Source organism: Chelatococcus sp. XZ-Ab1 (genome assembly GCF_029309855.1).
GTDB classification, from domain to species: domain Bacteria; phylum Pseudomonadota; class Alphaproteobacteria; order Rhizobiales; family Beijerinckiaceae; genus Chelatococcus_A; species Chelatococcus_A sambhunathii.
In genome coordinates, this window is record NZ_JARKII010000004.1 from 112,465 (window position 1) to 133,915 (window position 21,451).

At 69.0% G+C, this 21,451-nt stretch carries 24 protein-coding genes; 9 read left to right on the top strand and 15 right to left on the bottom strand.

Annotated features, from left to right (window positions below; all coding sequences use genetic code 11):
• Positions 1–58: 58 nt before the first annotated feature.
• From P2T65_RS08290 to P2T65_RS08320, 7 genes are all read right to left on the bottom strand, one after another.
• Positions 59–1,303, bottom strand: a complete 1,245-nt coding sequence (locus P2T65_RS08290; protein WP_063186378.1) for an NAD(P)-binding domain-containing protein — start codon at positions 1,301–1,303, stop codon at positions 59–61.
• Between the two features lie 79 nt (positions 1,304–1,382).
• Entirely contained in the window at positions 1,383–2,042 is a 660-nt protein-coding gene (locus P2T65_RS08295) for an OsmC family protein (protein WP_276199574.1), read from the bottom strand.
• 192 nt (positions 2,043–2,234) lie between these two features.
• Positions 2,235–3,731 carry a cysteine synthase A gene (gene cysK / locus P2T65_RS08300; protein WP_276199575.1) on the bottom strand — a complete coding sequence of 499 codons (1,497 nt, stop codon included), beginning with the start codon at positions 3,729–3,731 and terminating at the stop codon, positions 2,235–2,237.
• Positions 3,732–3,772: 41 nt separating this feature from the next.
• The gene (locus P2T65_RS08305) at positions 3,773–5,041 is read right to left on the bottom strand and encodes an MFS transporter (protein ID WP_063186382.1); all 1,269 of its coding nucleotides are present in this window, start codon (positions 5,039–5,041) and stop codon (positions 3,773–3,775) included.
• A 306-nt stretch (positions 5,042–5,347) separates the two neighbouring features.
• Positions 5,348–6,061 (bottom strand): class I SAM-dependent methyltransferase, encoded by a 714-nt coding sequence (locus tag P2T65_RS08310; RefSeq protein WP_276199636.1) that lies wholly within the window; start codon positions 6,059–6,061, stop codon positions 5,348–5,350.
• Between the two features lie 35 nt (positions 6,062–6,096).
• Positions 6,097–6,693, bottom strand: coding sequence for an HD domain-containing protein (locus tag P2T65_RS08315; protein ID WP_055458492.1), 597 nt, complete (start codon positions 6,691–6,693; stop codon positions 6,097–6,099).
• Positions 6,694–6,853: 160 nt separating this feature from the next.
• Positions 6,854–7,402 (bottom strand): hypothetical protein, encoded by a 549-nt coding sequence (locus tag P2T65_RS08320; RefSeq protein ID WP_245280474.1) that lies wholly within the window; start codon positions 7,400–7,402, stop codon positions 6,854–6,856.
• A gap of 431 nt (positions 7,403–7,833) precedes the next feature.
• On the opposite strand from P2T65_RS08320, the gene P2T65_RS08325 reads away from it, so the two are divergent.
• The 7 genes from P2T65_RS08325 (at position 7,834) to P2T65_RS08355 (ending at position 15,122) form a co-directional block, all read left to right on the top strand.
• Positions 7,834–9,069 carry an ABC transporter substrate-binding protein gene (locus P2T65_RS08325; protein ID WP_063186387.1) on the top strand — a complete coding sequence of 412 codons (1,236 nt, stop codon included), beginning with the start codon at positions 7,834–7,836 and terminating at the stop codon, positions 9,067–9,069.
• A 114-nt stretch (positions 9,070–9,183) separates the two neighbouring features.
• Positions 9,184–10,116, top strand: a complete 933-nt coding sequence (locus P2T65_RS08330) for a sugar ABC transporter permease (RefSeq protein ID WP_055458264.1) — start codon at positions 9,184–9,186, stop codon at positions 10,114–10,116.
• Positions 10,116–11,000: a carbohydrate ABC transporter permease gene (locus tag P2T65_RS08335; RefSeq protein ID WP_063186389.1), complete on the top strand. Its 885-nt coding sequence runs from the start codon at positions 10,116–10,118 to the stop codon at positions 10,998–11,000. Before P2T65_RS08330 ends, P2T65_RS08335 begins: the two co-directional genes overlap by 1 nt.
• A gap of 3 nt (positions 11,001–11,003) precedes the next feature.
• Entirely contained in the window at positions 11,004–12,083 is a 1,080-nt protein-coding gene (locus P2T65_RS08340) for an ABC transporter ATP-binding protein (protein ID WP_063186391.1), read from the top strand.
• 60 nt (positions 12,084–12,143) lie between these two features.
• Positions 12,144–12,911 carry a sugar phosphate isomerase/epimerase gene (locus P2T65_RS08345; protein ID WP_071923792.1) on the top strand — a complete coding sequence of 256 codons (768 nt, stop codon included), beginning with the start codon at positions 12,144–12,146 and terminating at the stop codon, positions 12,909–12,911.
• A 5-nt stretch (positions 12,912–12,916) separates the two neighbouring features.
• On the top strand, positions 12,917–14,092 hold the full coding sequence (locus tag P2T65_RS08350; protein ID WP_063186525.1) for a Gfo/Idh/MocA family oxidoreductase: 1,176 nt from the start codon (positions 12,917–12,919) through the stop codon (positions 14,090–14,092).
• 31 nt (positions 14,093–14,123) lie between these two features.
• The gene (locus tag P2T65_RS08355) at positions 14,124–15,122 is read left to right on the top strand and encodes a Gfo/Idh/MocA family oxidoreductase (RefSeq protein ID WP_063186395.1); all 999 of its coding nucleotides are present in this window, start codon (positions 14,124–14,126) and stop codon (positions 15,120–15,122) included.
• Between the two features lie 12 nt (positions 15,123–15,134).
• On the opposite strand, the gene P2T65_RS08360 is transcribed toward P2T65_RS08355, so the two are convergent.
• Positions 15,135–16,055, bottom strand: coding sequence for an alpha/beta fold hydrolase (locus P2T65_RS08360; RefSeq protein WP_063186397.1), 921 nt, complete (start codon positions 16,053–16,055; stop codon positions 15,135–15,137).
• A 60-nt stretch (positions 16,056–16,115) separates the two neighbouring features.
• Between P2T65_RS08360 and P2T65_RS08365 the strand changes: the two genes are divergently transcribed.
• Positions 16,116–16,784 carry a TetR/AcrR family transcriptional regulator gene (locus P2T65_RS08365; RefSeq protein ID WP_063186399.1) on the top strand — a complete coding sequence of 223 codons (669 nt, stop codon included), beginning with the start codon at positions 16,116–16,118 and terminating at the stop codon, positions 16,782–16,784.
• Between the two features lie 184 nt (positions 16,785–16,968).
• Positions 16,969–17,421 carry a pyridoxamine 5'-phosphate oxidase family protein gene (locus P2T65_RS08370; protein ID WP_019404355.1) on the top strand — a complete coding sequence of 151 codons (453 nt, stop codon included), beginning with the start codon at positions 16,969–16,971 and terminating at the stop codon, positions 17,419–17,421.
• Positions 17,422–17,444: 23 nt separating this feature from the next.
• Here P2T65_RS08370 and P2T65_RS08375 read toward each other — a convergent pair whose 3' ends face one another.
• The 7 genes from P2T65_RS08375 to P2T65_RS08405 all read right to left on the bottom strand — a co-directional run bounded on the left by P2T65_RS08375 (position 17,445) and on the right by P2T65_RS08405 (position 21,434).
• Entirely contained in the window at positions 17,445–17,741 is a 297-nt protein-coding gene (locus tag P2T65_RS08375; RefSeq protein WP_055458256.1) for a hypothetical protein, read from the bottom strand.
• A 128-nt stretch (positions 17,742–17,869) separates the two neighbouring features.
• Complete coding sequence (gene soxA / locus P2T65_RS08380; RefSeq protein WP_276199576.1) at positions 17,870–18,652, bottom strand: sulfur oxidation c-type cytochrome SoxA; 783 nt, start codon at positions 18,650–18,652, stop codon at positions 17,870–17,872.
• Complete coding sequence (soxZ, locus tag P2T65_RS08385; protein WP_063186403.1) at positions 18,649–18,969, bottom strand: thiosulfate oxidation carrier complex protein SoxZ; 321 nt, start codon at positions 18,967–18,969, stop codon at positions 18,649–18,651. Before soxZ ends, soxA begins: the two co-directional genes overlap by 4 nt.
• Positions 18,966–19,439, bottom strand: coding sequence for a SoxY-related AACIE arm protein (locus P2T65_RS08390; RefSeq protein ID WP_276199577.1), 474 nt, complete (start codon positions 19,437–19,439; stop codon positions 18,966–18,968). The genes soxZ and P2T65_RS08390 overlap by 4 nt, the downstream gene beginning before the upstream one ends.
• 3 nt (positions 19,440–19,442) lie before the next feature.
• Positions 19,443–19,883, bottom strand: a complete 441-nt coding sequence (soxX, locus tag P2T65_RS08395; protein WP_276199578.1) for a sulfur oxidation c-type cytochrome SoxX — start codon at positions 19,881–19,883, stop codon at positions 19,443–19,445.
• A complete protein-coding gene (locus P2T65_RS08400; RefSeq protein WP_276199579.1) occupies positions 19,880–21,121 on the bottom strand; it encodes an NAD(P)/FAD-dependent oxidoreductase in 1,242 nt (413 codons plus the stop codon). The genes soxX and P2T65_RS08400 overlap by 4 nt, the downstream gene beginning before the upstream one ends.
• A 22-nt stretch (positions 21,122–21,143) precedes the next feature.
• A complete protein-coding gene (locus P2T65_RS08405) occupies positions 21,144–21,434 on the bottom strand; it encodes a c-type cytochrome (protein ID WP_055458491.1) in 291 nt (96 codons plus the stop codon).
• Positions 21,435–21,451: the final 17 nt, after the last annotated feature.

Here is a 21,451-nt window from a genome sequence, read left to right on the forward strand (position 1 = left end):
AGCGTGACCGTTGAAGAGAACGTCGGTTTCTGCGGTATGACTGTTGGATTTCTTCTCCTCATGCCGCGGTGCGGCGGCGCACGCCGAGATGGCATGCGATGTGCGCGGCAAGCGCCTCGGCATCCGCCCCTACGCCGTCGATGAAGCTCGAGTTGCGCCGGCGCATGAAGTGGAGGCCGAGCACGTAAAGCCCGGCGAGCGGGCAGATGCCGCCGTCGTGGACGATCTCGCCGCGGGCATCGAGAACCGGCATGTGCAGCCACGGATAGCTGCGCCGGTAGCCCGTCGCCCAGACGACGGTCCTGATGCCTGCCCGGTCGAGGTCGATCTCGGCACCGCCATCGTGAAGCAGGATCGGCTCGGCCGGCTCGTGCGCTGTCGCCCGGCGGAAGGTTCCGTTCTCGACCATTTCGTCGATGCTGTTCAGGATGCGGATGAGGCGCAGGTCCGCCGCGGCCGTGGTTTGCGACAGGTCGCCGGCAAAGCGCATGCGCCGGCCGCAGGCACCGATTGCCCGTCCCACGAGCTGCACGCCCCTGCGCTGCAGGATCGCGAGATCGATCGAGCGATGGTCGGGGCTGCCGACGAGCTGCAGCGACGGCTCTTCGCGCAGGGTGGCCGCCGGGTGCATCTCCGCCTTCGCCTTGCGCAGGCTGCCGAGTCGGTCGAGCCACCACAGGATGTCGTGCCCGCGGTAGCGGCGCGGCAGCCGCGTGTGATGGCCGACGGAGAGCGTGACGGGCCGCCCCGAGGCGTGGATCTCCTCGGCGAGCTGGATGCCGCTCGCCGAGGCGCCGAGCACGAGGACGCCACCTTCGGGAAGCTGGTCGGCTCGGCGATAGTCGCGCGGCACGACCTGCGCCATATGCCGCGCAAGGCGCGATGCCATGGCGGGAACGCGTGGCAGGTCGCAGTGGCCGGTGGCGATCACCAGGCCGCGCGCGGCCCATTCCCCCGCATCCGTGACGATGCGATATCCGGCGCTCACGCGCCGTGCGGATCTGACATCGACGCCGCTTTCGACCGGCGCGGCGATGCGCTGCGCATAATTCTCCAGAAACCGGACGGTCTCCGGCATGGTCATGAAGCCGTCGGGATCCGGCCCGTCGTAGCCGCCGCCGGGAAGCCGTGTCATCCAGTTCGGCGTCAGGAGTCTGAGCGAATCCCAGCGCTCGCTGCGCCAACGTTCGCCGACACGTCCCCGTTCGAGAACGACATGGTCGATGCCGCGCGCACTCAGGCAGTGGCTCATGGCGAGGCCGGCCTGACCGGCGCCGATGATGACGATATCGGTGTAACGCATGAGAGGAAGGCCCCGCGGAAAATCGCCGGCCCCATGGCAATAGCGCCGGCGAGGGGGGAGGGTGCTTGTCGCGAATGCGTCAGGCGCTGATGCCGACGGTGACCGGCACGCCGTTGGTCAGCACGTCGAACACGGCCGAGCGGGCACGCGCCTGCGCCACGATCTCCTCGAGCTTTTCCTTCGGCGCGTCACCGGCGACGGTGAGCTGCGCGCGGATGCCCTCGTAGCCGTTGCGGACCTCCTTCGATAGGCCGAGGATGCCGCGCAGGTCGATGTCGCCCTCGACGGTCGCTTCCACCTTGTGCAGCGTGACGCCGCGGGCGGCTGCGATATTGGCGATGCCCGAGGTGAGGCAGGCGGCAAGCGCGCTCAGGAGGTACTCGACCGGTGTCGGGCCCTGGTCCGCCCCGCACAGGACGGCCGGATGGTCGCCATGGGCCTCGTGGGCGGTGGCGTGGGACTGCTCGGCGCCGGCGCCGAAGAAGTCCTTCATCGTGCTGACGCTGTGCGTGCCCGATACCCAGCGGCTGCGGGCGCGGAAGCGGAACCGCGCCAGTTCCGCCTGCCCGGCCACGGCATTGATGGTGGCGAACAGCGTCGGCGTGTCGACGCCGTTGCGCGGCGGCGGCGGCTCCTTCCGGGCCGGCTTGTCCATCGTCATGGCGGTGGTGTGCGTCGTGGTGTGCATGTCGCGCTCCGGGGTGGGGAGGAACTGGCGGCCGGGTCTCGCCGCGGCCATCGTCATGTCTCGGCCATCGCCGTGTGACGCGCCGTGTGAACAAGGGTGGAAAATGCGACGTCACGCCGGCCTCGGGAGGCGGAAACGTTGGAATCCAGGTCGCGGCGCGCAAAGCGTGAAAAAGGGGAGCGGCGAAGGCCGCTCCCCTTTTCCTGGTTCGCCGGAGGGGACGCTAAGCCCCCGGGCGCCGCCTCAGGCCTTTGCGCGCGCCCATAGCGGCAGGAGGCTGTCGGGATCGGGACAGGCACCGGGATCGTGGCCGATGCCCGCCGCTGCAAGGCGCGCGCTGAGCGAGCCGTCCTTCCAGGCGGCGAGCGTATCCGTGCAGCCGCCCACGTGCCGGCCGCCGACGAAGACCTGCGGGATGGTCGGCGAGCCGATGCGCGCCCGGAGCGCCTTGCGGATCTCCCCGTCCATGGCGTTTCTCTGCCGTTCGGGCGCATCGATGTCGATGGACCGGTAGGCGATGCCGGCGCGGTCGAACAGCTTCCGGATGCTCCAGCAGAACTCGCACCAAATCAGGGCGAACATGACGACCGGATGGTCGGGATCGCCGATGGCCTCGTCGACGAAGGCATGGGCCGCCGGGTCGATGCTGACCTCGCCGGGAGTCGCCGGAGAGGCCGCGAAGGACGGTGGCCGGTCGAAGCGGTAGCCGGGCGTCGAATGGGAGATCTCCTCCTCCTCCGGCGACATGTCCTCCGCGATGTGGTCGAACAGGATGGTGCTCAGATAGCGCTCGCCCGTGTCGGGCAGCATGCACAGGACGTTCCGGCCCGGCCCGGCCCGGCGCGCCACCTCGATGGCGCCGGCGAGCGTCGCCCCGCCGGAGATGCCGGCGAGGATGCCTTCGTCCGCGGCGAGCCGGCGGGCGGCTGCGAGGGCACTGTCACCGGAGACGGGCACGATCTCGTCGACGAGGCCCTCGGCCATCGCCTTGCCGACGATTTGCGGGATGAAATCCGGGCTCCAGCCCTGCATCGGATGGGGGCGGAAGCGCGTGTGCGCCCGGGTCGGCATGCCGCGTTCGTCGAAGTTCTGTGTGATGCCGCTCGACAGGAGCGTGGAATTGTCCGGCTCGCAGACGACGATGCGCGTCTGTGGCCGCTCGCGCCGGAGCACGCTCGCCACGCCCGCGAGCGTGCCGCCGGTTCCCGTGCCCGTGACCCAGTAGTCGAGCGGACGGTCGCGGAAGGCCTCGAGGATCTCGCGCGCCGTCGTGCGGGCATGGATGGCGGCATTGACCGGCGTCTCGAACTGCCGGCACAGGAACCAGCCGTGCGTCTCGGCCAGCTCGATCGCCTTGGCGAGCATGCCGCTGCCGCGCTCGACGGCTGGCGTCAGCACCACCCGCGCGCCGAAGAAGCGCATCAGCTTGCGCCGCTCGAGGCTCGCGTTCTCCGGCATCACGATGACGAGCGGGTAGCCCTTGCGGGCACAGACCATGGCGAGGCCGATGCCCGTGTTGCCGCTTGTCGCTTCCACCACCGTCTGGCCCGGCTGCAGCGCGCCGGTCCGCTCGGCCTCGGCGATGACCGCCGAGGCCAGCCGGTCCTTGACCGAGCCGCCCGGATTGAGCGCCTCGAGCTTGGCGAAGAGCGCGCCGCCGCCCTCGTGAATGCGGGTGAGGCGAACGACGGGCGTGTTGCCGATCGTGTCGAGGATGCTCTCGTAAGGCGCTGATGTCATTGCCATCATCCTTGTCTGGGGAGTCGATGTCGAAGGGGGGCTCAACGGCTCGGCGACGGGGCCGGCGCGAGGCCGCTCGGGGCGGCCTTGCCGCGTGTCGTCGCGCCCGCGGCCAGCATGGCGATGGTGGCGAGATTGGCGACGCCGGCCGCGAAGGCGATGAGGAAGGCGGGCGTGTAGCTGGCGAAGCCGTCGTAGACGAGTCCGCCGAGATAGCCGCCGACCCCCATCCCGGCCCAGGCCACCATCATCACCGTGCCGAGGGCCTGGCCGAAGCGTCCAGCCGGTACCAATTCGCGCACGCACAGGATGAGGCAGGTCATGTTGCCGGCGAAGCCGAAGCCGAACACCGCCGAGAGCGCGAGAAGGCTGATCTGGTTGTCGAGGAGGGGATAGATCGCGACGCATGCCGTCTGCATGAACGAGGCCGTCGCATAGGCGGGCAGGTTGCCGATCCGATCGGCGAGGAGGCCGAAGGCGACGCGCCCGACGGTGCCGAACAGCATCGCCACGAGCAGGCTCGTCGATCCGAGATCGGACGAGCCGCAAACCGCGGTGACGAAGCTGGCGAGGTGCACGAGCGGAAAGCCCATGCAGGCGCAGCACAGGAAGGCCGCGGCCGCAAGCAGCAGGACGGGCGAGGGGCGGCCATCGCCGCTTGATCCCGTTCCGGCAGCCGGTGCCGGCGGAGCCATGGCGACCGGCGGGCGGCGGACGGACGGCATGAGGAGGCCAAGCGCCACCAGGGTCGCTGCGGCGAGGATCGCATAGGCCGGCCGCCAGCCGACGCTGTCGATGAGCAGGTTGGCCGTGTAGGGCATCACGCCCTGGCCGAGCGCGCCGCCCGCGGTGACGATGCCCATGGCGAGGCCGCGGCGACGCTCGAACCAAAGGGCAGTGACCGACAGCACCGGTGCATAGAGGCAGGCGAAGCCGAGCCCGCCGAGCACGAGGCTCGCGGCATGGAGATGCCAGAGCGACTGAGCGAAGGCGAAGGCGCCGAGCGCGGCGACCATCGCGGCCGAGCCGAAGGCGAGGAGAATGCGGGCGTCGAGCCGGTCGGACAGGCGCCCCCAGAAGAGCCCGCCCAGCGCCATGCCGACCGTGGACAGCGTATAGGCGAGGCTGAGGTCCGCCCGCGACCAGCCGAACTCGGCCTCGAGCGGCCGGATGAAGACCGACGGCAGCGCGAGGGCACCGAAGCCGAAGGCCATGGCTGTCGTTGCACCGGCCGCGGCGAGGAGTGCGCGCAGCGGCACCGGGGCGGCGCTGCCGCTGGTGGTGCCGGGCACGGATTGCTGCATCTGCATGAGGTCCTGCTCCCGAGGAGTGGTCCCCCTTCAATCGGGGCTCCACATGGGAGCCGGCGTTTGAGCGAACGTGGAAAGGCGTCCTGCGACCGTGGGAATGCGGGGCGTTAAGGCGCTTTCGGGGGCGCCACAGCTCGCTTCGCACGCGCGGGTAACGGCGAGCGCCGAGGAGGAGCGCTGGCGGCCTTGTTCACGGCCAACAGCTGCGGCGCCTGCAATTCGATCGTCGGGCCCGCCTCACCAGCACGCATTGGACTTGCCACCGTTGCCGGTTCGCGCGGTTGGTGGCGAAACGAGTCGCCTCCGTCAGGCCGTCGGCTTTTCCCATTCCATGATATGGAAATAGGGCACCCGCCTGTAGCGATCGGCCGTCTCCGTCGGGCCGCCGTGTGGTGCCGGTTCAGCGAAATGTTTCAGGGTCAACCCGTTCTCAATCAACAGGCCCATATAGGTGCTGAGGGGGCGATGCCAGTTGCGGATGCGGATGCCGCGCCAGCTGACCCAGATGGCGCGCTCTTCCAGATAATTGTCGATCGCATAGCGGAGTTGTCCGCTCGCATCAGGTTGCCAGCTGTCCGGCAGGCCGGCCGTACTGAAGCTGTTGAGATTGGCGATCAGCAGCGTCCCTCCGGGCCGAAGCACCCGCGCCATTTCAGCGATGGCGGCCGCGGCGTCGGGGATGTCGATCAGTGTCAGATAGCTCACCACGAGGTCGAAAGCGGCGTCTGGAAACGCGAGTTGCTCCGCCCGCCCCGACCTGTAATCCCCGCCCGGGTCACGGCGCCGCGCCTCTTCGAGGAGCGCCCGCGTCGGGTCGATGCCAACCGCGCGGATGCCAAGCTCCGCCAGCATGCGGCAGAAGCGGCCTTCGCCGCAGCCGACATCAAGCGCGCGTGCGAAGCCTCGCCCGCGAACACGCTCCAGCATGGGCCCGTCGAGCACGAATACCCGGCCGAAGTCGCCACGCTCGCCAAGGCTGGCGGCCCACGCCTCGGCTGATTCCGGCCATCCTTCGGTCATCGGCACTCCCTCTTGCATGTCGCCCGTCAGCTCGATCAGCGTGCGATGTCGCCGGACACGCGCATGCGCGCTCGGGTCGCCGCATCCACCAGAGCGCGTATCTCCGCCAGAAGCGGGTGGCGGGCGGTATGCTGCACGCCATAGTCCAGATTGAAGGCGTAGTCGAAGCCGGGCGGATTGCGGCCGACGTTGTGCTGGAGCATCGTTTCCAGCTTGTCGAAGCCCTTGGCCAGTATGGCTTCCGGCGTCGCGGCAGCATTGTATTCATCCCACAGGGCGAGGATGTCGCGATTAAGGTCCGCGGGCAGGGGCGCGCAGAGCTGCATCAGGTCCGCTCGCTCCCGGCTGGCCCTGCCGTCGTCGGCGCGCTGGGCGATCGCCGGGATGTCGCCCGCGATCGCCTCGCCGAGATCGTGCACGATGCACAGCTTGAGCAGGCGATGCAGATCGCAGCCGGCCAGTTCCTTCTCGAACATGATCACCAGCAGGCACAGGCGCCAGCTGTGCTCGGCGGTGCTTTCGGCACGGCCGTTCGACGTCCGGCCGCTGCGCAGCGTGTCCTTCAGCCGCTCGGCCGCCTGGATGAAGTCTATAATGCCGGTGAGCCTTTCGCTGTCGATCACGGGTTGCATGCCGCTGTCCTTCGCGCCGTCGTTCTGCACCGGCACCGGGCGGTTTCGGTCTCACGGGGTGCCGAATCTCTCGATAGCCGATCGTTCCGACGCATTCTCGACACCGTCGGGGTCGTGTGGAATCCCCGGGAGCGTTCCTGCGATAGGTTGCGCCTGCAGGTCAACCGGTTCGCCGCCGTGCGTCCTGGCTAGAAAGACCCTGCACCCTCCACTCGCTGAGCGGCAGGATGTCGGGCGCTCCCCCCATCGGGGCGTACCAGGAATCGACCGCCCAGTCGGTGCCGCCCGTATCGCGGATGACGGCGGTGGAATGAAAATACCGGCCGTCGATGAGGAAGCCGCGCGAGGCAACGGATCGGACCGTGTGATGGCGCAGGAGATCGTGCTCCGCGAGATAGAGGAGGAGGGCGCGCGTGTTGGTCGATTCGTCGATGCAGTCCATCTGACCCGGCTCGCCCGAGGCGCCGAAGCGCGAGCGCGGCTCATCGCGGATGCCGATCACGTCGAAGGCGCGGCGCTCGAAATGGCGCACGGCGTCCGAAATCGCGGCGCGCTCGGCGGCCGGGGATCGACGTCCCCTCGCGAGGATGGCAGCGAAGCGCCGGGTATCGGCGGCATCGAGGACAAGGCTGGCCCTGAACCAGCAGCCATAGCCATGGCAGACGTGGATCACGTTTTGCGCAACGGCCGGGCGGCTGGCGCTGTCCATGGCAGACAGCGCGCAAAGGAGCAGGAGGAGCGATCGCAGGCGACCGCGCCTTGTGCTGATGCCCGGCAGTGAGACGATCATTCCGAGCCTTTCGAACGCAGAGGCCGTGATCGGGAGCAAACCTGCCGGCGCCCCCGCCGCGGAGAACTATAGCGCTCGTTGCACCTTGCACCAGCATCTGCCGCCGGCATGGCCGCCCTGGACACCAGCCGCCCAACCCGCGCACGGGTTTCATCCGGGCCAACAAACGCCTGTGCGAGCCGGCGGTTTTCGCCACGAGCCCCGATGAGCGTCGCCGGGACCGAGGACAGGGCCGGGCGAGCCGACCCGGAGCATCGATTCACGCTTGACACCAGCCGGCTTCCGTCCCAACCTGCTGAAAAAATGTAATCGATTACAAACATCGATCGCAACGCTTCTGGGAGGAAGCCATGGGTTCGTTCTCACGCCTTTCAGCGTGCACGTTTGCTTTCACTCTGCTCTGCAGCACGCCCGTCCTCGCACAGGAGAAGGCGGAGGTGATGCACTGGTGGACTTCGGCCGGTGAATCCGCCGCGGTCAAGGTCTTCGCCGACGCCTATACGAAGGCCGGCGGCACTTGGGTGGACAACGCCATCGCCGGCGGCGTCAACGCCCGCGCGGCAACGGTCAACCGCATGGTGGGCGGCAATCCGCCGACCATGGCGCAGTTCAACACTGGCAAGCAGTTCGACGAACTCATCGAGAACGGCCTCCTCGTCGACGTCGAGGCAATCGCCCAGGCCGGCAAATGGCGCGAGCTGATGCCGAAGCCGATCATCGAGGCGACCGTCCGCGACGGCAAGTTCTACGCCGTGCCCGTCAACATCCACGGCCAGAACTGGATGTTCTACAACACCAAGATCTTCGCGGACGCCGGGCTCGAACCGCCGAAGACCTTTCCCGAACTCATCGAGACGGGCGAGAAGCTGAAGGCCAAGGGCGTCATTCCCATTGCGCTCGGCGGCCAGCCCACTTGGGAGCGCAACCTGTTCAGCGCGCTCCTCGTCGGCCATGGCGGTGCGGACCTCTTCCGCAAGATCTACGGTGCCCGCGACGTCGAGGCCGCCAAGAGCGACAAGTTCAAGGAAGTGGCCGAGCTCTACGGCAAGATGCGCGGCCTTGTCGATCCCGGCAGCCCGGGGCGCAACTGGAACGATGCCGCCTCACTCGTCATCACCGGCAAGGCGGCCATGCACTTCAACGGCGACTGGGCGAAGGGCGAGTTCATCGCCGCCGGCCAGACGGCCGGCAAGGAATATGGCTGCACCATCGTCGGCGAGGGCAAACTCGTCATCGGTGGCGACGTCTTCGTCTTCCCGGTGACCAAGGACGCCGGTGCCCAGGCGGCCCAACAGAAACTGGCGGCGGTACTGCTCGACCCTGAGACCCAGCTCGCCTTCAACAAGAAGAAGGGCTCCATCCCCGTGCGTCTCGATGTCGACGTGTCGAGCATGGACGCCTGCGCCCAGAAGTCCCACGCCGTGCTCAAGGATCCCGCCAACCAGGTCGAAGCGACGGAGATCATCAGCACGCCGAACTTCACCGGCGCCATGCAGGACGCCATCACCCAGTACTGGAACACGTCCTCCATGTCGGCGGACGCCTTCGTCGAGAAGGTCGTCACGGCGATGCGCAGCGCGAGCTGACCGGCGGCGCCGGTCCGGCCATTGCCCGGATCGGCCTCGCGCCTGTTCCAACCTCTGCCAACGCAAGCCGCCGCGCGCTCCTGCGGGAGGCGGGCGGAACCGGGAGGAGGTCCCATGGCTACCGTCACCGTCCGTGCCGCTGCCACCGGCGCTGCGGCGCCAGCGGCACGCCCGCGCATCGGACGAGGCCTTCCCGCCGCGCTCGCCCTCGTGCCGACGGCGCTCATCGTGCTCGTCGTCTATGTCGGCTGCATGCTGTGGACCGTGCGGCTGTCCTTCACGAGCTCGACGCTGCTGCCGAAGTTCGACTTCGTGGGCCTTGCGCAATACGAGAGGCTGATCCTCAACGACCGTTTCGTCGTCTCGGCGCAGAACACCGTCATCTTCGGCGTCCTGTTCATCGCCGGCTGCCTCGTGCTCGGCTTTCTGCTCGCGGTCTTCATCGACCAACGGGTGAAGGGCGAGGGTGCTTTCCGCACCGTCTTCCTCTTTCCCTATTCAATGTCCTTCGTGGTGACGGGCGTGGCCTGGCAGTGGTTCCTCAACCCGGGCCTCGGGCTCGAGAAGCTCGTCCGCGACATGGGCTTCTCCGATTTCACCTTCGACTGGCTCGTCAACCAGGAGATGGCGATCTACACCCTCGTCATCGCCGGCATCTGGCACGGGGCGGGGCTCACCATGGCGATCCTCCTCGCCGGCCTGCGCGGCGTCGACGAGGACCTGTGGAAGGCCGCGCGCGTCGATGGCGTGCCGCCCTGGCGCTACTACCTCTCCATCGTCCTGCCCCTGCTGCGGCCGATGGTAGTGACCGCCACAGTGCTCCTCGCCATCAGCGTGGTGAAGCTCTACGACCTCGTCGTCGCCATGACCGGGGGCGGGCCCGGCATCGCCACCGAAGTGCCGGCCAAGTTCGTCATGGACCACCTCTTCGAGCGCAACAACATCGCGCTCGGCACCGCCGCCGCGACGCTGATGCTGGTGACCGTCGTCATCATCATCGCGCCGTGGATCTACGCCCGCTACGTCCGCAGCAAGGGGAGGCGCTGATGAGCGCGTCGCTGCCCAGCGGCCCGCGGCCGCGCCGCCTCACGCCCGGCCGCATCGGCCTCTATGCCTTCCTCCTCACGGCGGCGGTCTTCTTCCTCCTGCCGCTGTGGATCATGCTCATCACCTCCTTGAAGCCGATGGAGGAGATCCGGCTCGGCAACATCCTCGCGCTGCCCATGGCGCCGACGCTCGAAGCGTGGGGCAAGGCCTGGTCGTCCGCTTGCACGGGGCTCGACTGCAACGGCATCAGCGTCGGTTTCTGGAACTCGGTGCGCATCCTCGTGCCGTCGGTGATCCTGTCCATCGCGCTTGGCGCGGTGAACGGCTACGCCCTGTCGTTCTGGCGGGTGAAAGGGGCCAACGTCCTCTTCGGCGTGCTGCTCGTCGGCGCCTTCATCCCCTATCAGGTGTTTCTCTATCCGCTGGTGCGCATCTTCTCGCAGATGGGCATCTACAATTCGCTCACCTGCATCGTGCTGGTGCATGTCATCTTCGGCCTGCCGACGATGACGCTGCTCTTCCGCAACTACTATGCGGGCATCCCGATCGAACTGTTCAAGGCGGCGCGCATCGACGGCGGCGGTTTCTGGACCATTTTTCTCCGCGTCATGCTGCCGATGTCGGTGCCGATGCTCGTCGTCGCTACCATCCTGCAGGTCACCGGCATCTGGAACGACTTCATCTTCGGGCTCACCTTCGCCGGCCGCGAGAACCTGCCGATGACGGTGCAGCTCAACAACATCGTCCACTCCACCCAGGGCGAGCGCGCCTACAACGTCGACATGGCCGCCACCATGCTCGCGGCGCTGGTGCCTCTCGTCGTCTACTTCGTCTCCGGGCGCTGGTTCGTCCGCGGCATCGCCGCCGGCGCAGTGAAAGGATGATCCATGTCGGCTGTCTCCATCCGTGACGTCTCCGTCGCCTTCGAGGCGGTGCGCGTCTTCGACGGGCTTTCGCTCGACATCGAGGAGGGCGAGTTCGTCGTCCTCCTTGGCCCCTCCGGCTGCGGCAAGTCCACGCTGCTCAATGCCGTCGCCGGTCTCATCGACGTCGCCGACGGCCAGATCTTCATCGGCGGCCGCAATGTGACCTGGGAGGAGCCGAAGGACCGCGGCATCGCCATGGTCTTCCAGTCCTACGCGCTCTACCCGCGCATGAGCGTGCGCGAGAATATGTCCTTCGGCCTCCGAATGGCGAAGACGCCGAAGGCGGAGATCGGGCGCCGGGTGGCGCAGGCGGCGGAACTCCTGCAAATCGGCCACCTGCTCGACCGGCGGCCGGACCAGCTTTCGGGCGGTCAACGCCAGCGCGTCGCCATCGGCCGGGCGCTCGTGCGCGATGCCGCCGTCTTCCTCTTCGACGAGCCCCTGTCGAACCTCGACGCCATGCTGCGCAACGAGTTGCGCGTCGAGATCAAGCGTCTGCACGCACGCCTCGGCAAGGCGACGATGATCTACGTCACCCATGACCAGATCGAGGCGATGACGCTCGCTGACCGCATCGTCGTCATGCGCGACCAGAAGGTGCAGCAGATCGGCTCGCCCGCCGAGATCTACGGCCGGCCGGCCAATCTCTTCGTCGCCGGCTTCATTGGCGCGCCGCAGATGAATTTCCTCAACGGCCGGCTCGAGGCCGAGGGCGGCGGGCTGTCCTTCGTCGCCGACACCTTGCGCCTGCCGCTCGCCGGCTATGCCTTCAACGGCGCGCCGCCCGTCGGCGAGGAGGTCGTGCTCGGCGTGCGGCCGGAGCATCTGGCGCTCGCCGAGGCGGGCCTCTGGCAGGGCTTCGGCGTCGACATTGTCGAGCCGATGGGCGCCGACACGGTGCTGTGGTGCTCCGATGGCACCCATACCCTGCAGGTGCGCACGACCGGGACGAGCCGGATCACGCGCGGCGAGCGCGTCGGCCTGGGCCTCGATCCCGAGCAGGTTTCCCTCTTCGCCGCCGATACCGGCGAGCGCCTGTGAACCCTCCCTCGGCCGGCAAGGGCGTTCCGCGCCGGCCTTTCCGCCACGCATGAGGCTCTCATGTCCGTCACCGATTGCTTGTCGATCCAGCTCTACACCCTGCGCTCGCTCGAAGACCTCGACCGTATCCTCGATGTGGCGGCCGAGGCCGGCTACCGCCGGGTGGAGACCGTCGGCTCCCAGCTCGACGACGCCGCGCGCGTCAAGGCCAAGCTCGACGCGCGTGGGCTCGCCGCCTCGTCGAGCCATGTCAGCCTCGCGGCCCTGCGCGAGCGGCCGGAGGCCGTCGTCGAGGCCTGCCGCACCCTCGGCATCACCGATCTCTACATGCCGGCGGTGCCGCCGGAAGACCGGGACATGGCAGCCGACGGCTGGCGTGCCGTAGGCCGCGAGCTCGGGCAGATGGCCGAGCGCTTCGCGAAGGAGGGCATCCGCCTCGGTTATCACAACCACCATTGGGAGCTGCAGCCGAAGGCGGGGCCGACGACGGCCCTCGAACTTCTCTTCGAGGGCGCCGGCGCGAGCCCGCTGACGTGGGAGGTGGACGTCGCCTGGCTGGTGCGCGGCCATGTCGACCCGAAGCCCTGGATCGAGCGCTACCGCAACCGGATCACCGCCGCCCATGTCAAGGATATCGCGCCGGCCGGACAGAACGAGGATCAGGACGGCTGGGCCGATGTCGGCGCAGGCGTTCTCGACTGGCGCGACCTGTGGCGCGTCTGCCGGGCGGCGGGCGCAAGATGGATGGTGGTGGAGCACGACAAGCCGGCCGATCCCGCCCGCACGGCCCGGGCGAGCCTCGCCTTCCTCAACGGCATCGAAGGGTGATCGCCATGGCCAGTCTCAACGTCGGCATCGTCGGCTGCGGCGTCATCTCCGGCATCTATCTGAAGAACATCCTCGCCTATCGCGGCCTCACCCTGCGCGCCTGCGCCGACATGCGGCCGGAGGTGGCGCAGGCGAAGGCCGCCTCTGCCGGCATCGAGGCGATGAGCGTGGACCAACTCCTCGCCAGCGAGGATATCGACCTCGTCGTCAACCTCACCGTTCCCGCCGCGCATTTCGGCGTCTCGCTCGCGGCGCTCCAGGCCGGCAAGCACGTCTTCTCGGAGAAACCGCTCGCGGTCGATTTCGAGCAGGGGCGCAAGCTCGTCGACGAAGCCGAGGCCCGCGGGCTTTTACTCGGCTGCGCGCCGGACACTTTTCTCGGCGCGGGCGGGCGGCTCGCCCGCAAGCTGGTGGATGAAGGCGCGGTGGGACGGATCCTGTCCGGCACCGCCTTCCTGATGTCGCACGGCATGGAGCACTGGCATCCGGATCCGGAGTTCTTCTTCAAGCCGGGCGGCGGGCCGATCCTCGACATGGCGCCCTATTACCTGTCCGCGCTCATCAATCTCGTGGGGCCTGTGGCCCGGGTCTTCGCCATGGCGAGCATCGGCTTTCCCGAGCGGGTCGTGACGGCTGAATCGCCGCGCAAGGGCGAGCGCATCACCGTCGAGACGCCGACGAGCGTCATGGCGCTGATCGAATTCGTCTCCGGCGCCCAGGTGACCTTCACCATGAGCTGGGATGTGTGGAAGCACGGCCATCCCGCCATCGAGCTCTACGGCACCGAAGGCTCCATGCGCGTGCCGGACCCGAACTTCTTCGGGGGCGTGGTCGAGACCACCGAGCGTGGCGGTGAGTGGCGGAGCCACGATGCCGGCGCCCTGGCGCTCGGGGCACCCAACTGGCGTGCGCCCAACTGGCCGCCGGAGATGCCTGACCGCGCCAACTATCGGGCACTCGGCCTTGCCGATCTCGCCAGCGCCGCGCTCGCCGGCACACCCCACCGCTCGACGGGACGGCTCGCACTGCACGTGCTCGAGGTGATGCACCGCATCCTCGAATCCGCCGCGACCGGGCAGGCGATCGCCATCGCCACGGCGCTGGACCGTCCGCCGGTCCTCGAGGAAGATGCCGCCGGCGCGCTGTGGAAGGGGCTGCCGGAGACGGCGAGCGCAGCCTGACGCGCGGGTGGCCAGTAAGGGAGATGGGTCTGTGGAGCCTGTTCGCTGGGGCATCCTGAGCACGGCCAGGATCGGCCGGGAGAAGGTCGTGCCCGCCATGATGAAGAGCCCGTCATGCAAGGTGGTCGCGGTCGCTTCGCGCGATCTCGAGGCGGCCCGCGCCATGGCCTCGGCGCTCGGCATCGAGCGAGCCTACGGCTCCTACGAGGAGCTTCTGGCCGATCCGGAGATCGAGGCCGTCTACAACCCGCTGCCCAACCATCTGCACGTGCCGCTGACGCTCGCCGCGGCGGCGGCGGGCAAGCATGTGCTGTGCGAGAAGCCCATCGCGCTCGACGCCGCGGAGGCACGGCAGCTCGAGGCGGTGGCGGACAAGGTCCTCGTCGCCGAGGCCTTCATGATCCGCCATCACCCGCAGTGGCTCGCCGTGCACGACATGGTCCGCGCCGGCGAGATCGGCGAGCTACGCCTCGTCAACGTGCTCTTTTCCTATTTCAATGCCGACCCGGCCAATATCCGCAACATGCCGGAGATCGGCGGCGGCGCGCTCTACGACATCGGTTGCTATGCCGTTGTCAGCGGGCGCTTCCTGTTCGAGGCGGAGCCGCAGCGCGTCGTCAGCCTTCTCGAGCGCGACCCGACCTTCTGCACCGACCGTCTGTCGAGCGGCCTCGCCGATTTCGGCGGCGGACGCCAGCTCGTCTTCTCGGTCTCGACCCAGCTCGTGCCCTTCCAGCGCGTCGAGGTGCTCGGCACTAAGGGGCGCATCGAGATCCGCATTCCTTTCAATGCACCGCAGGGGGAGGGCACGCGCATCCTCGTCGACAGCGGCGCTGCGCATGACGATGCAGCGGCGCGTTTCGTGGCGATCGCGCCGTGCGACCAGTACACACTGCAGGGCGAAGCCTTCTCCCGGGCCGTGCGGGGCGTCGCGCCGCTCGCGGCCGGCATCGAGGATGCCGTCACCAACATGCGCATCCTCGATGCGCTCTACCGGTCGGCGAAAAGCGGGGCCTGGGAAGGCGTCTGACGCAGCGCCGGTTCAGACCGCAATGACACGTCCGGGCCAGGGATTGCGGCCTTCGCGCAGCCACAGGAGCGTGTCGAGCCACAAGCCCGAGGCGTGGCTGTCGTGGAACAGGCCGAAATGGCCGATGGCCTCGCGGCCGTAATCGGCGGGGGCGAGACGCACGGCGGTTCGTGCGGCGCCGGCATAATAGCCGAGCGCGCGGCGAATCGCCGGCACGGTGCCGAATTCGTCGTCCGCCATGGTGACGGCGAGGATCGGCGCCGTCACCGCCGCCATGCGGGCGAGGACGTCGGGCCGCTCGGACCGCGGATGGCTCAGCTCGAAACGCGGGCGGCGGAAGCTCCACTCGGTGGCAACGCCGGCCGGCAGGTCCTCCAGCCAGCCGAGGCGGCGGCCGGGGAAATAGCCGCAGGCGGCCGTCAGGGCCGGCATGGCGATATGCCATTTGAGGAACAGGGCGAGGCGCCGCTCCGGCGCATAATCGCCGCACCAGGCATATTGGGCGCCGACGGTCAGCATCCGGTCGATGAGCGGGGCGCTGCGCGCAAGGCCGGGCACGAAGCCGCCGATGCTGTGGCCGACCACCATCAGCGGTCCCGTCCGCCGGCGGGCGTGCATCAGGCGGATGGCGGCATCCATATCGCGCTCGCCCCAGTCGCGCCAGCGGTAGCCGCAGCCCTTCAGCTTCTGGGGCCGCGATGCGCCGATGCCGCGGTAGTCGTAGGTCAGCACCTCGAAGCCCTGCCCGGCGAGGAAGCGGGCATAGCGGTGGTAATAGCGCGCGAGGACACCCGTGGCCGGATTGATGATGACGCTTCCGGCGCTGTCCGCGCGCGCCGGCCAGAGGCGCGCGCCGAGCCGCACGCCGTCCGTGCAGACGATCTCGCAGGCCTCGCCGTCCTCGACAGAAGGAAAATGGGCTCGCTCGTTCATGCCGGGAGGATAGGGGGCGGGGCGCGTTGTGTATATTCACTGGCCGGTATACATTGGGCTATGGGCGAAAGGTCGGTGACGACGCGCGAGCGCATCATCAAGGCGGCGGTGAAGCTCTTCCACGGCGAAGGGATCCGCGCCGTCAGCGTCGATGCCGTCGCAGCGAAGGCCGGCGTCACCAAGCGCACGCTCTACTATCACTTCCGCAGCAAGGACGATCTGATCGCGGCCTATCTGGAGACCCGCGACCAGCCCAATCTCGTCGTGTTCAGGCAATGGTTCGACGAGGCCAAGGGCGATGTGGCCGACCGAGTGGAGGCGATCTTCCAGAACCTCGCCCGCTCGGCGCGCCACCCGAAGTGGAAGGGCTGCGGCTTCCTGCGCACGTCGGTGGAGCTCATCAACATGCCGGGCCACCCGGCCATCGTCGCCGGCCGGGCGCACAAGAAGCGGGTGGAGGACTGGCTGTGCGGCGTGTTCGTGGAGGCCGGCATCGAGGGACCGGATGCCCGGCAGCTCGCGCGGCAGGTCATCCTGCTCATCGACGGGGCCTTCTCCGTCGTGCTGCTCCACCGCGATCCCGGCTATATGGAGGCAGCCGGCGCGGCGGCGGCCAGCCTGGTTCGGGCAAGGCTCGCCACCGGCCGCGAGAAGGACAGGCCGAATGGCGCCCCGACGGCTACAGGAGACCAGGATAGCGAAGGCGACGCCCGCGACGAAGATGCTTGAAGAGGTGGGCTTCGCCTTCACGCCGCACAGCTACGCCCACGATCCCTATGCCGAGTGCCCGCGTGGCGCGGGTGATCAGCTGATGCCGCGAGCCGCGCATTCCGGTTGATGCCGGTCAAGGCGAGAGGCGGCGCGGCCGTTACGCTCGTTCGTCGCCGGTGCCCTTCAGCGCGGGAGGCGATCGATGGACGAAGCGATCAGGAAGACGATACTGGCCTTGCTCGACGAGCATCGCATCATGACGGTCGCCACGCTCAGGCCGGACGGCTGGCCCCAGGCGACGACGGTCGGCTATGTGAACGACGGCCTCACGCTCTATTTCCTCTGCGGACCCGACAGCCAGAAGGCGGCGAACCTCGCCGCCGACGACCGCGTGTCGCTGACGATCGACCACGACACGTCGGACCTGATGGCGATCTCGGGTCTCTCCATGGCGGCCCATGCCCATCCCGTGACGGATCGGGCCGAAGCCGAGAAGGTTCTCGGCCTCCTGCCGCTGAAATATCCCGAGCAGGGGCCATTGCCGTTTCCCATGCCGACGCCCGACGACGTGCGCATCTTCCGGCTGACGCCGACAGTCATCTCGGTGCTCGACTATTCCAGGGGCTTCGGGCACACGGACCTCGTCACCTGCTGACGGGGCCGGCGGGCGCAGTCTCCTCAGATCGTGAGCGGGGACCGGCCCTCGCACGACCATGACAGGAGTTCCTGCTTGTTCGGCGCCGGCCGCCAGCTCTCGTCGGTCTTGGCGGGGCCGAAGAAGCTCGCCGGCTCCGCGTGGGCCGGGCTCCAGTCGCTCTTGGGGCCCGCGAAGAGACCAACGACGAAGAGGACGGCGACGCTGAGGAGAACGAGCGTGTTGAGCACGGTGTCGACGGGGTTGGCGGCGAGATGGTCGCTGATCTCGGACCAGCTCGCGAACGCCTCGTCGTCGTGAAAGGGCAGGCGGCTGCTCATGACGGCTCCTCGGTGATGAAGCGGCCGCATTGTCGGCGCCTGCCGTCGCAGAACTTTGCCCGTCAGGGGCCGATTTTGTCACAGGACGTGTCGGCTCCCGGGCTTGCGACATCTCGACAAACATTTCCTCAGGGGCGCACGCCCGGCGTCTCCAGGGGCAGGCCCGCCGCGCGCTCCATGAGATAGAGCTCGAGCTCGACGATCTCCGGCGCGCCGAAGGCGAAGGCTTCCGCGCGCACGCCGATCATGCAGTTGCGCAGGCGCCGCTGCAGGGAGCCGACGGCCTGCCATTCCAGCCGGTAGAGAGGGTAGGCCGTCGGGTGGCCCTGGGGCATGACGCTGCCGCCGAGCCGCTCGCCCGAGCGCGCGTCGTGGCAGGAGGCGCAGGAGAGGTCGAGCTGGCCGATGCGCCGTTCGTAGAGCCGGCGGCCGTTGTCGCGGAACGGGGCCAGCCGCTCGTCCTGCGGCGGGCTGATCGGCATGCCGCGCGACTGGTGGGCGACATAGGCCGTCAGCGCGATGAGTTCCGGGCTCTCGTGCGGCAGGGGCGATGCCTCCTGCCGCGCCCGGCGGCACTCGCCGATGCGGCCGGCAAGATCGATGGGGCGTTCGCTTCTTTCGTTGAACGCAGGGTAGCGGGCGGCGACGCCGCGCATGCTCGTCGCCGCCTCGCCGTGGCAGCCGGCGCAGCTGCGCCCGTTCGCGCCTTCCGGGCGGTTCCACAGCTGCTCCCCGTCGAGGACGGCGAACATGCCGGGATTGCTCATGTCGTCCGCCTGCATGGCGCGGTTCTCGGGGCTCATGAAGTCGGTGCCCGAGCGCTTGTCGGCCACGTCGGCGGCAGGGGCCGAGGAGCCGGCAAGGCAGGCGGCAAGGAGGCCGGCGAGGAGACGCGGCGCGCGCCCCGTCATGTCACCGTGATCTCCGTCTCGGCCGTGCGCGTCTCGCCGTCGTCGCCGGTCCAGGCGAAGGCGATGGTGCCGCTGTCGGTCGCAACCGCGGTGAAGGCGAGATAGGGATTGGCCGCGATCGCGGGGAAGAGGTCGGCGGAGAAGATCTCCTCGCCGTTCCAGGTGCAGACGAAGCGGTTGATGATATCGCGCGGGATCGTCTTGCCCATGGTGCCCGTGCGGAAGCCGGTCTCCATCGGGTGGGCGAGCATGGCGCGGATCTCGACGATCTCGCCGCGGCGCGCCGTCTTCGGCGCATTGATGAGGGCGCGGGTCATAGGAGGTCCTCGACGCAGGCGGCCAGCGTCACGATCACGTCGGCCCGATGCGACCAGAAGCTGCCGTCGCTCATCTCGGCGATGGCCGCCACGGTCTGGGAGGTGGCGAGGCGGATGCGCGTGGCGACTTCGGCTCGCCCCGTCCGTGGGCCGATGTGGAACACCGCGACATCCGCCTGCGGGTTCTTCTCGTTGAACAGGGCGATGCGCCGCACGTGGTCGGTCTCGCTCATCGGGCTCTCGACCTTGACCGAGAGGCCGACCGAATTGCCGTTCTCGACGAGCGGCGGCACCGCGAGCTGCACCCGGCCGGTCTTCACGTCGGCGCCGCCGGTGAAGGTGCGGATGGCCTCCTCCAGCGTCGGGCGGGCGCGGGCAGCGCGCGGCGCGACGAGCGTCAGGGCCAGCACGGCACTGCCGGCGACGAGATCGCGCCGGCGGAGGCCGCTGGTGGTCGCTTTGTCCCGCATGGCTCACTCCTTCAGCGTGACGAGGAAGGCGACGACGTCCTCGATCTCCTCGGCCGTCAGGATCGGCCGGTCGCGGAACGAGGCGGCGACCCGCGTGAGTCCGTCGGTGCGATAATAGGCCGGCATGATGCTGTCGGGGACGAGCCGTTTCATGTCGACGATGCGCAGACGGATCTGCCCTTCGTTCAGGCGGCTGCCGGCGCCGGCGAGCGTCGGCGCCAGGGTTCCGTGCAGGTGCGGCTCGGGCAGGGGTGCGGCATGGCAGAGCACGCACAGGCTCCTGTGCCGGTCCATGACGAGGCGCCGGCCGTTCTCCGCATCGCCGGGGCGGCCGGTGAGGGAGCGGGTGATGGCGTCCCCCTCCACCACGTAGGGCCGCTGCGGCTCGGCCGCCGCAGAGGGGGCGAGCATCGCAAGCACGCAGAGGCCGTTCCACCACCTCATCCGAAGACTTCGCCCGTGATGGTGTCGAACCAGGCTTCCGCATAGGCCGCCTCGCTGGCGCGGACATCGGCGGAGGCATCGAGCGGGCTCACGCCGCCGGCGCCCGCGACTTCGGCGAGAAGGCCCTCGCGCGGCTCGTAGACGCCGGCGATGGAGATGCCGTAGTCGGGCGCGGCGAGGCTGTAGCAGGTGTTGATGAGCTTCGGCGCAGCCGGCTGCCCGCCCGCAAGCAGGGTGGCAACGGCAGCGGCGCAGGCCTTGGCCTGGGCATTGGCCGAGAAGGCGGATTTCGGCATGGCGCCGGCGATGGCCGCATCGCCGATGACGTGGATGCCGGGCCGGAGCCGGGATTCGAAGGTGACGGAATCGATCGGGCACCAGCCGGTGCGGTCGGCGACGCCGGCGGCCGCGGCGATGGCGCCGGCGCGTTGCGGCGGGATGACGTTGGCGACGGCAGCCTGATGGCTGCCGAACTCGGTCGTCAGCGTCTTCGTTGCGGCGTCGACCTCCGTCACCCGACCGCCGAAGGACAGCGAGACCCATTCGATCAGGCCCGGATAGAGCTGCTCCCAGGCCTCCTCGAAGAGGCGCTGCTTCGAGAAAGTGTCCTTGGCGTCGAGGATGAGGAGCTTGGAGCGCGGCTTGTGCGCCTTGAGGTAATGGGCGACGAGGCTCGCCCGCTCGTAGGGGCCGGGCGGACAGCGGAACGGATTGGCCGGCGCCGCGATGACGACGAGGCCGCCGTCGTCCATGGCTTCGAGCTGCCGGCGCAGCAGCGCCGTCTGCTCGCCGGCCTGCCAGGCATGCGGCATCACCTCCGCGCCCAAGGCGCCATAGCCGGGAATCGCATCGAGCATCAGGTCAATGCCGGGCGCGAGGATGAGGCGGTCGAAAGCGAGGTCGGAACCGTCGTCGAGCCGCAGCCGGCGGGCTTCGGCATCGATCGCGGTTGCGCTCGCGGCAACGACGTCGATGCCGTCGCGCTGCAGTCCGTCATAGCCGAAATACTGGGCATCGAGATCGCGCAGGCCGGCGAGAACGGCATTGCTGAATGGACAGGCGGTGTAGCGGGCCTTGGGTTCGACGAGCGTGACGCGGATATCCGCGCCCTGTCGTTTCAGCGCACGGGCCGCGCTCGCCCCCGCGAAGCCGCCGCCGACGACGGCCACATGGGGCGGGGCCTGGGCGAGAACGCGCGGGGCCGCGAGCGCGGCAGCGCCGGTGGCGAGCCCGGCCACAACGGTCCTGCGGCTGAGCGTGCTAAGGCCCGGCCGCGATCCACTCGGCGATGGCGCGCGCTTCCTCATCCGAAAAGCCCTTCGCAATGCGATCCATGACGGTGGCCGGCCGCTCGCCGTTGCGGAAGGCCGCCATGGCGTCCGCGATCTCGGCGGCGGGCCGGCCGGCAAGGCCCGGGACCGGGCCGTTGCCCGCGGGCGCGTGGCAGCCCGAACAGGCGGTGGCGCCGGCCGGTGCCGGCAGCGGCGCCCTCTGGGCCGCGTGGGGGCTTGCGGCCCAGAGGGCGGCGAGGAGGGCAAGCCCTCCACGCATCAGGCGGCGATGGCGCG

Coding starts and splice junctions, on each gene's coding strand:
- P2T65_RS08360 (WP_063186397.1), bottom strand. CDS start 16,055: ATGAACGAGCGAGCCCATTTTCCTTCTGTCGAGGACGGCGAGGCCTGC.
- P2T65_RS08320 (WP_245280474.1), bottom strand. CDS start 7,402: ATGGACAGCGCCAGCCGCCCGGCCGTTGCGCAAAACGTGATCCACGTC.
- P2T65_RS08365 (WP_063186399.1), top strand. CDS start 16,116: ATGGGCGAAAGGTCGGTGACGACGCGCGAGCGCATCATCAAGGCGGCG.
- P2T65_RS08405 (WP_055458491.1), bottom strand. CDS start 21,434: ATGCGTGGAGGGCTTGCCCTCCTCGCCGCCCTCTGGGCCGCAAGCCCC.
- P2T65_RS08305 (WP_063186382.1), bottom strand. CDS start 5,041: ATGCAGATGCAGCAATCCGTGCCCGGCACCACCAGCGGCAGCGCCGCC.
- P2T65_RS08370 (WP_019404355.1), top strand. CDS start 16,969: ATGGACGAAGCGATCAGGAAGACGATACTGGCCTTGCTCGACGAGCAT.
- soxA (WP_276199576.1), bottom strand. CDS start 18,652: ATGACGGGGCGCGCGCCGCGTCTCCTCGCCGGCCTCCTTGCCGCCTGC.
- soxZ (WP_063186403.1), bottom strand. CDS start 18,969: ATGACCCGCGCCCTCATCAATGCGCCGAAGACGGCGCGCCGCGGCGAG.
- P2T65_RS08375 (WP_055458256.1), bottom strand. CDS start 17,741: ATGAGCAGCCGCCTGCCCTTTCACGACGACGAGGCGTTCGCGAGCTGG.
- cysK (WP_276199575.1), bottom strand. CDS start 3,731: ATGACATCAGCGCCTTACGAGAGCATCCTCGACACGATCGGCAACACG.
- P2T65_RS08340 (WP_063186391.1), top strand. CDS start 11,004: ATGTCGGCTGTCTCCATCCGTGACGTCTCCGTCGCCTTCGAGGCGGTG.
- P2T65_RS08335 (WP_063186389.1), top strand. CDS start 10,116: ATGAGCGCGTCGCTGCCCAGCGGCCCGCGGCCGCGCCGCCTCACGCCC.
- P2T65_RS08315 (WP_055458492.1), bottom strand. CDS start 6,693: ATGCAACCCGTGATCGACAGCGAAAGGCTCACCGGCATTATAGACTTC.
- P2T65_RS08390 (WP_276199577.1), bottom strand. CDS start 19,439: ATGCGGGACAAAGCGACCACCAGCGGCCTCCGCCGGCGCGATCTCGTC.
- P2T65_RS08325 (WP_063186387.1), top strand. CDS start 7,834: ATGGGTTCGTTCTCACGCCTTTCAGCGTGCACGTTTGCTTTCACTCTG.
- P2T65_RS08350 (WP_063186525.1), top strand. CDS start 12,917: ATGGCCAGTCTCAACGTCGGCATCGTCGGCTGCGGCGTCATCTCCGGC.
- P2T65_RS08290 (WP_063186378.1), bottom strand. CDS start 1,303: ATGCGTTACACCGATATCGTCATCATCGGCGCCGGTCAGGCCGGCCTC.
- P2T65_RS08330 (WP_055458264.1), top strand. CDS start 9,184: ATGGCTACCGTCACCGTCCGTGCCGCTGCCACCGGCGCTGCGGCGCCA.
- P2T65_RS08295 (WP_276199574.1), bottom strand. CDS start 2,042: ATGGCCGCGGCGAGACCCGGCCGCCAGTTCCTCCCCACCCCGGAGCGC.
- P2T65_RS08345 (WP_071923792.1), top strand. CDS start 12,144: ATGTCCGTCACCGATTGCTTGTCGATCCAGCTCTACACCCTGCGCTCG.
- P2T65_RS08310 (WP_276199636.1), bottom strand. CDS start 6,061: ATGACCGAAGGATGGCCGGAATCAGCCGAGGCGTGGGCCGCCAGCCTT.
- soxX (WP_276199578.1), bottom strand. CDS start 19,883: ATGAGGTGGTGGAACGGCCTCTGCGTGCTTGCGATGCTCGCCCCCTCT.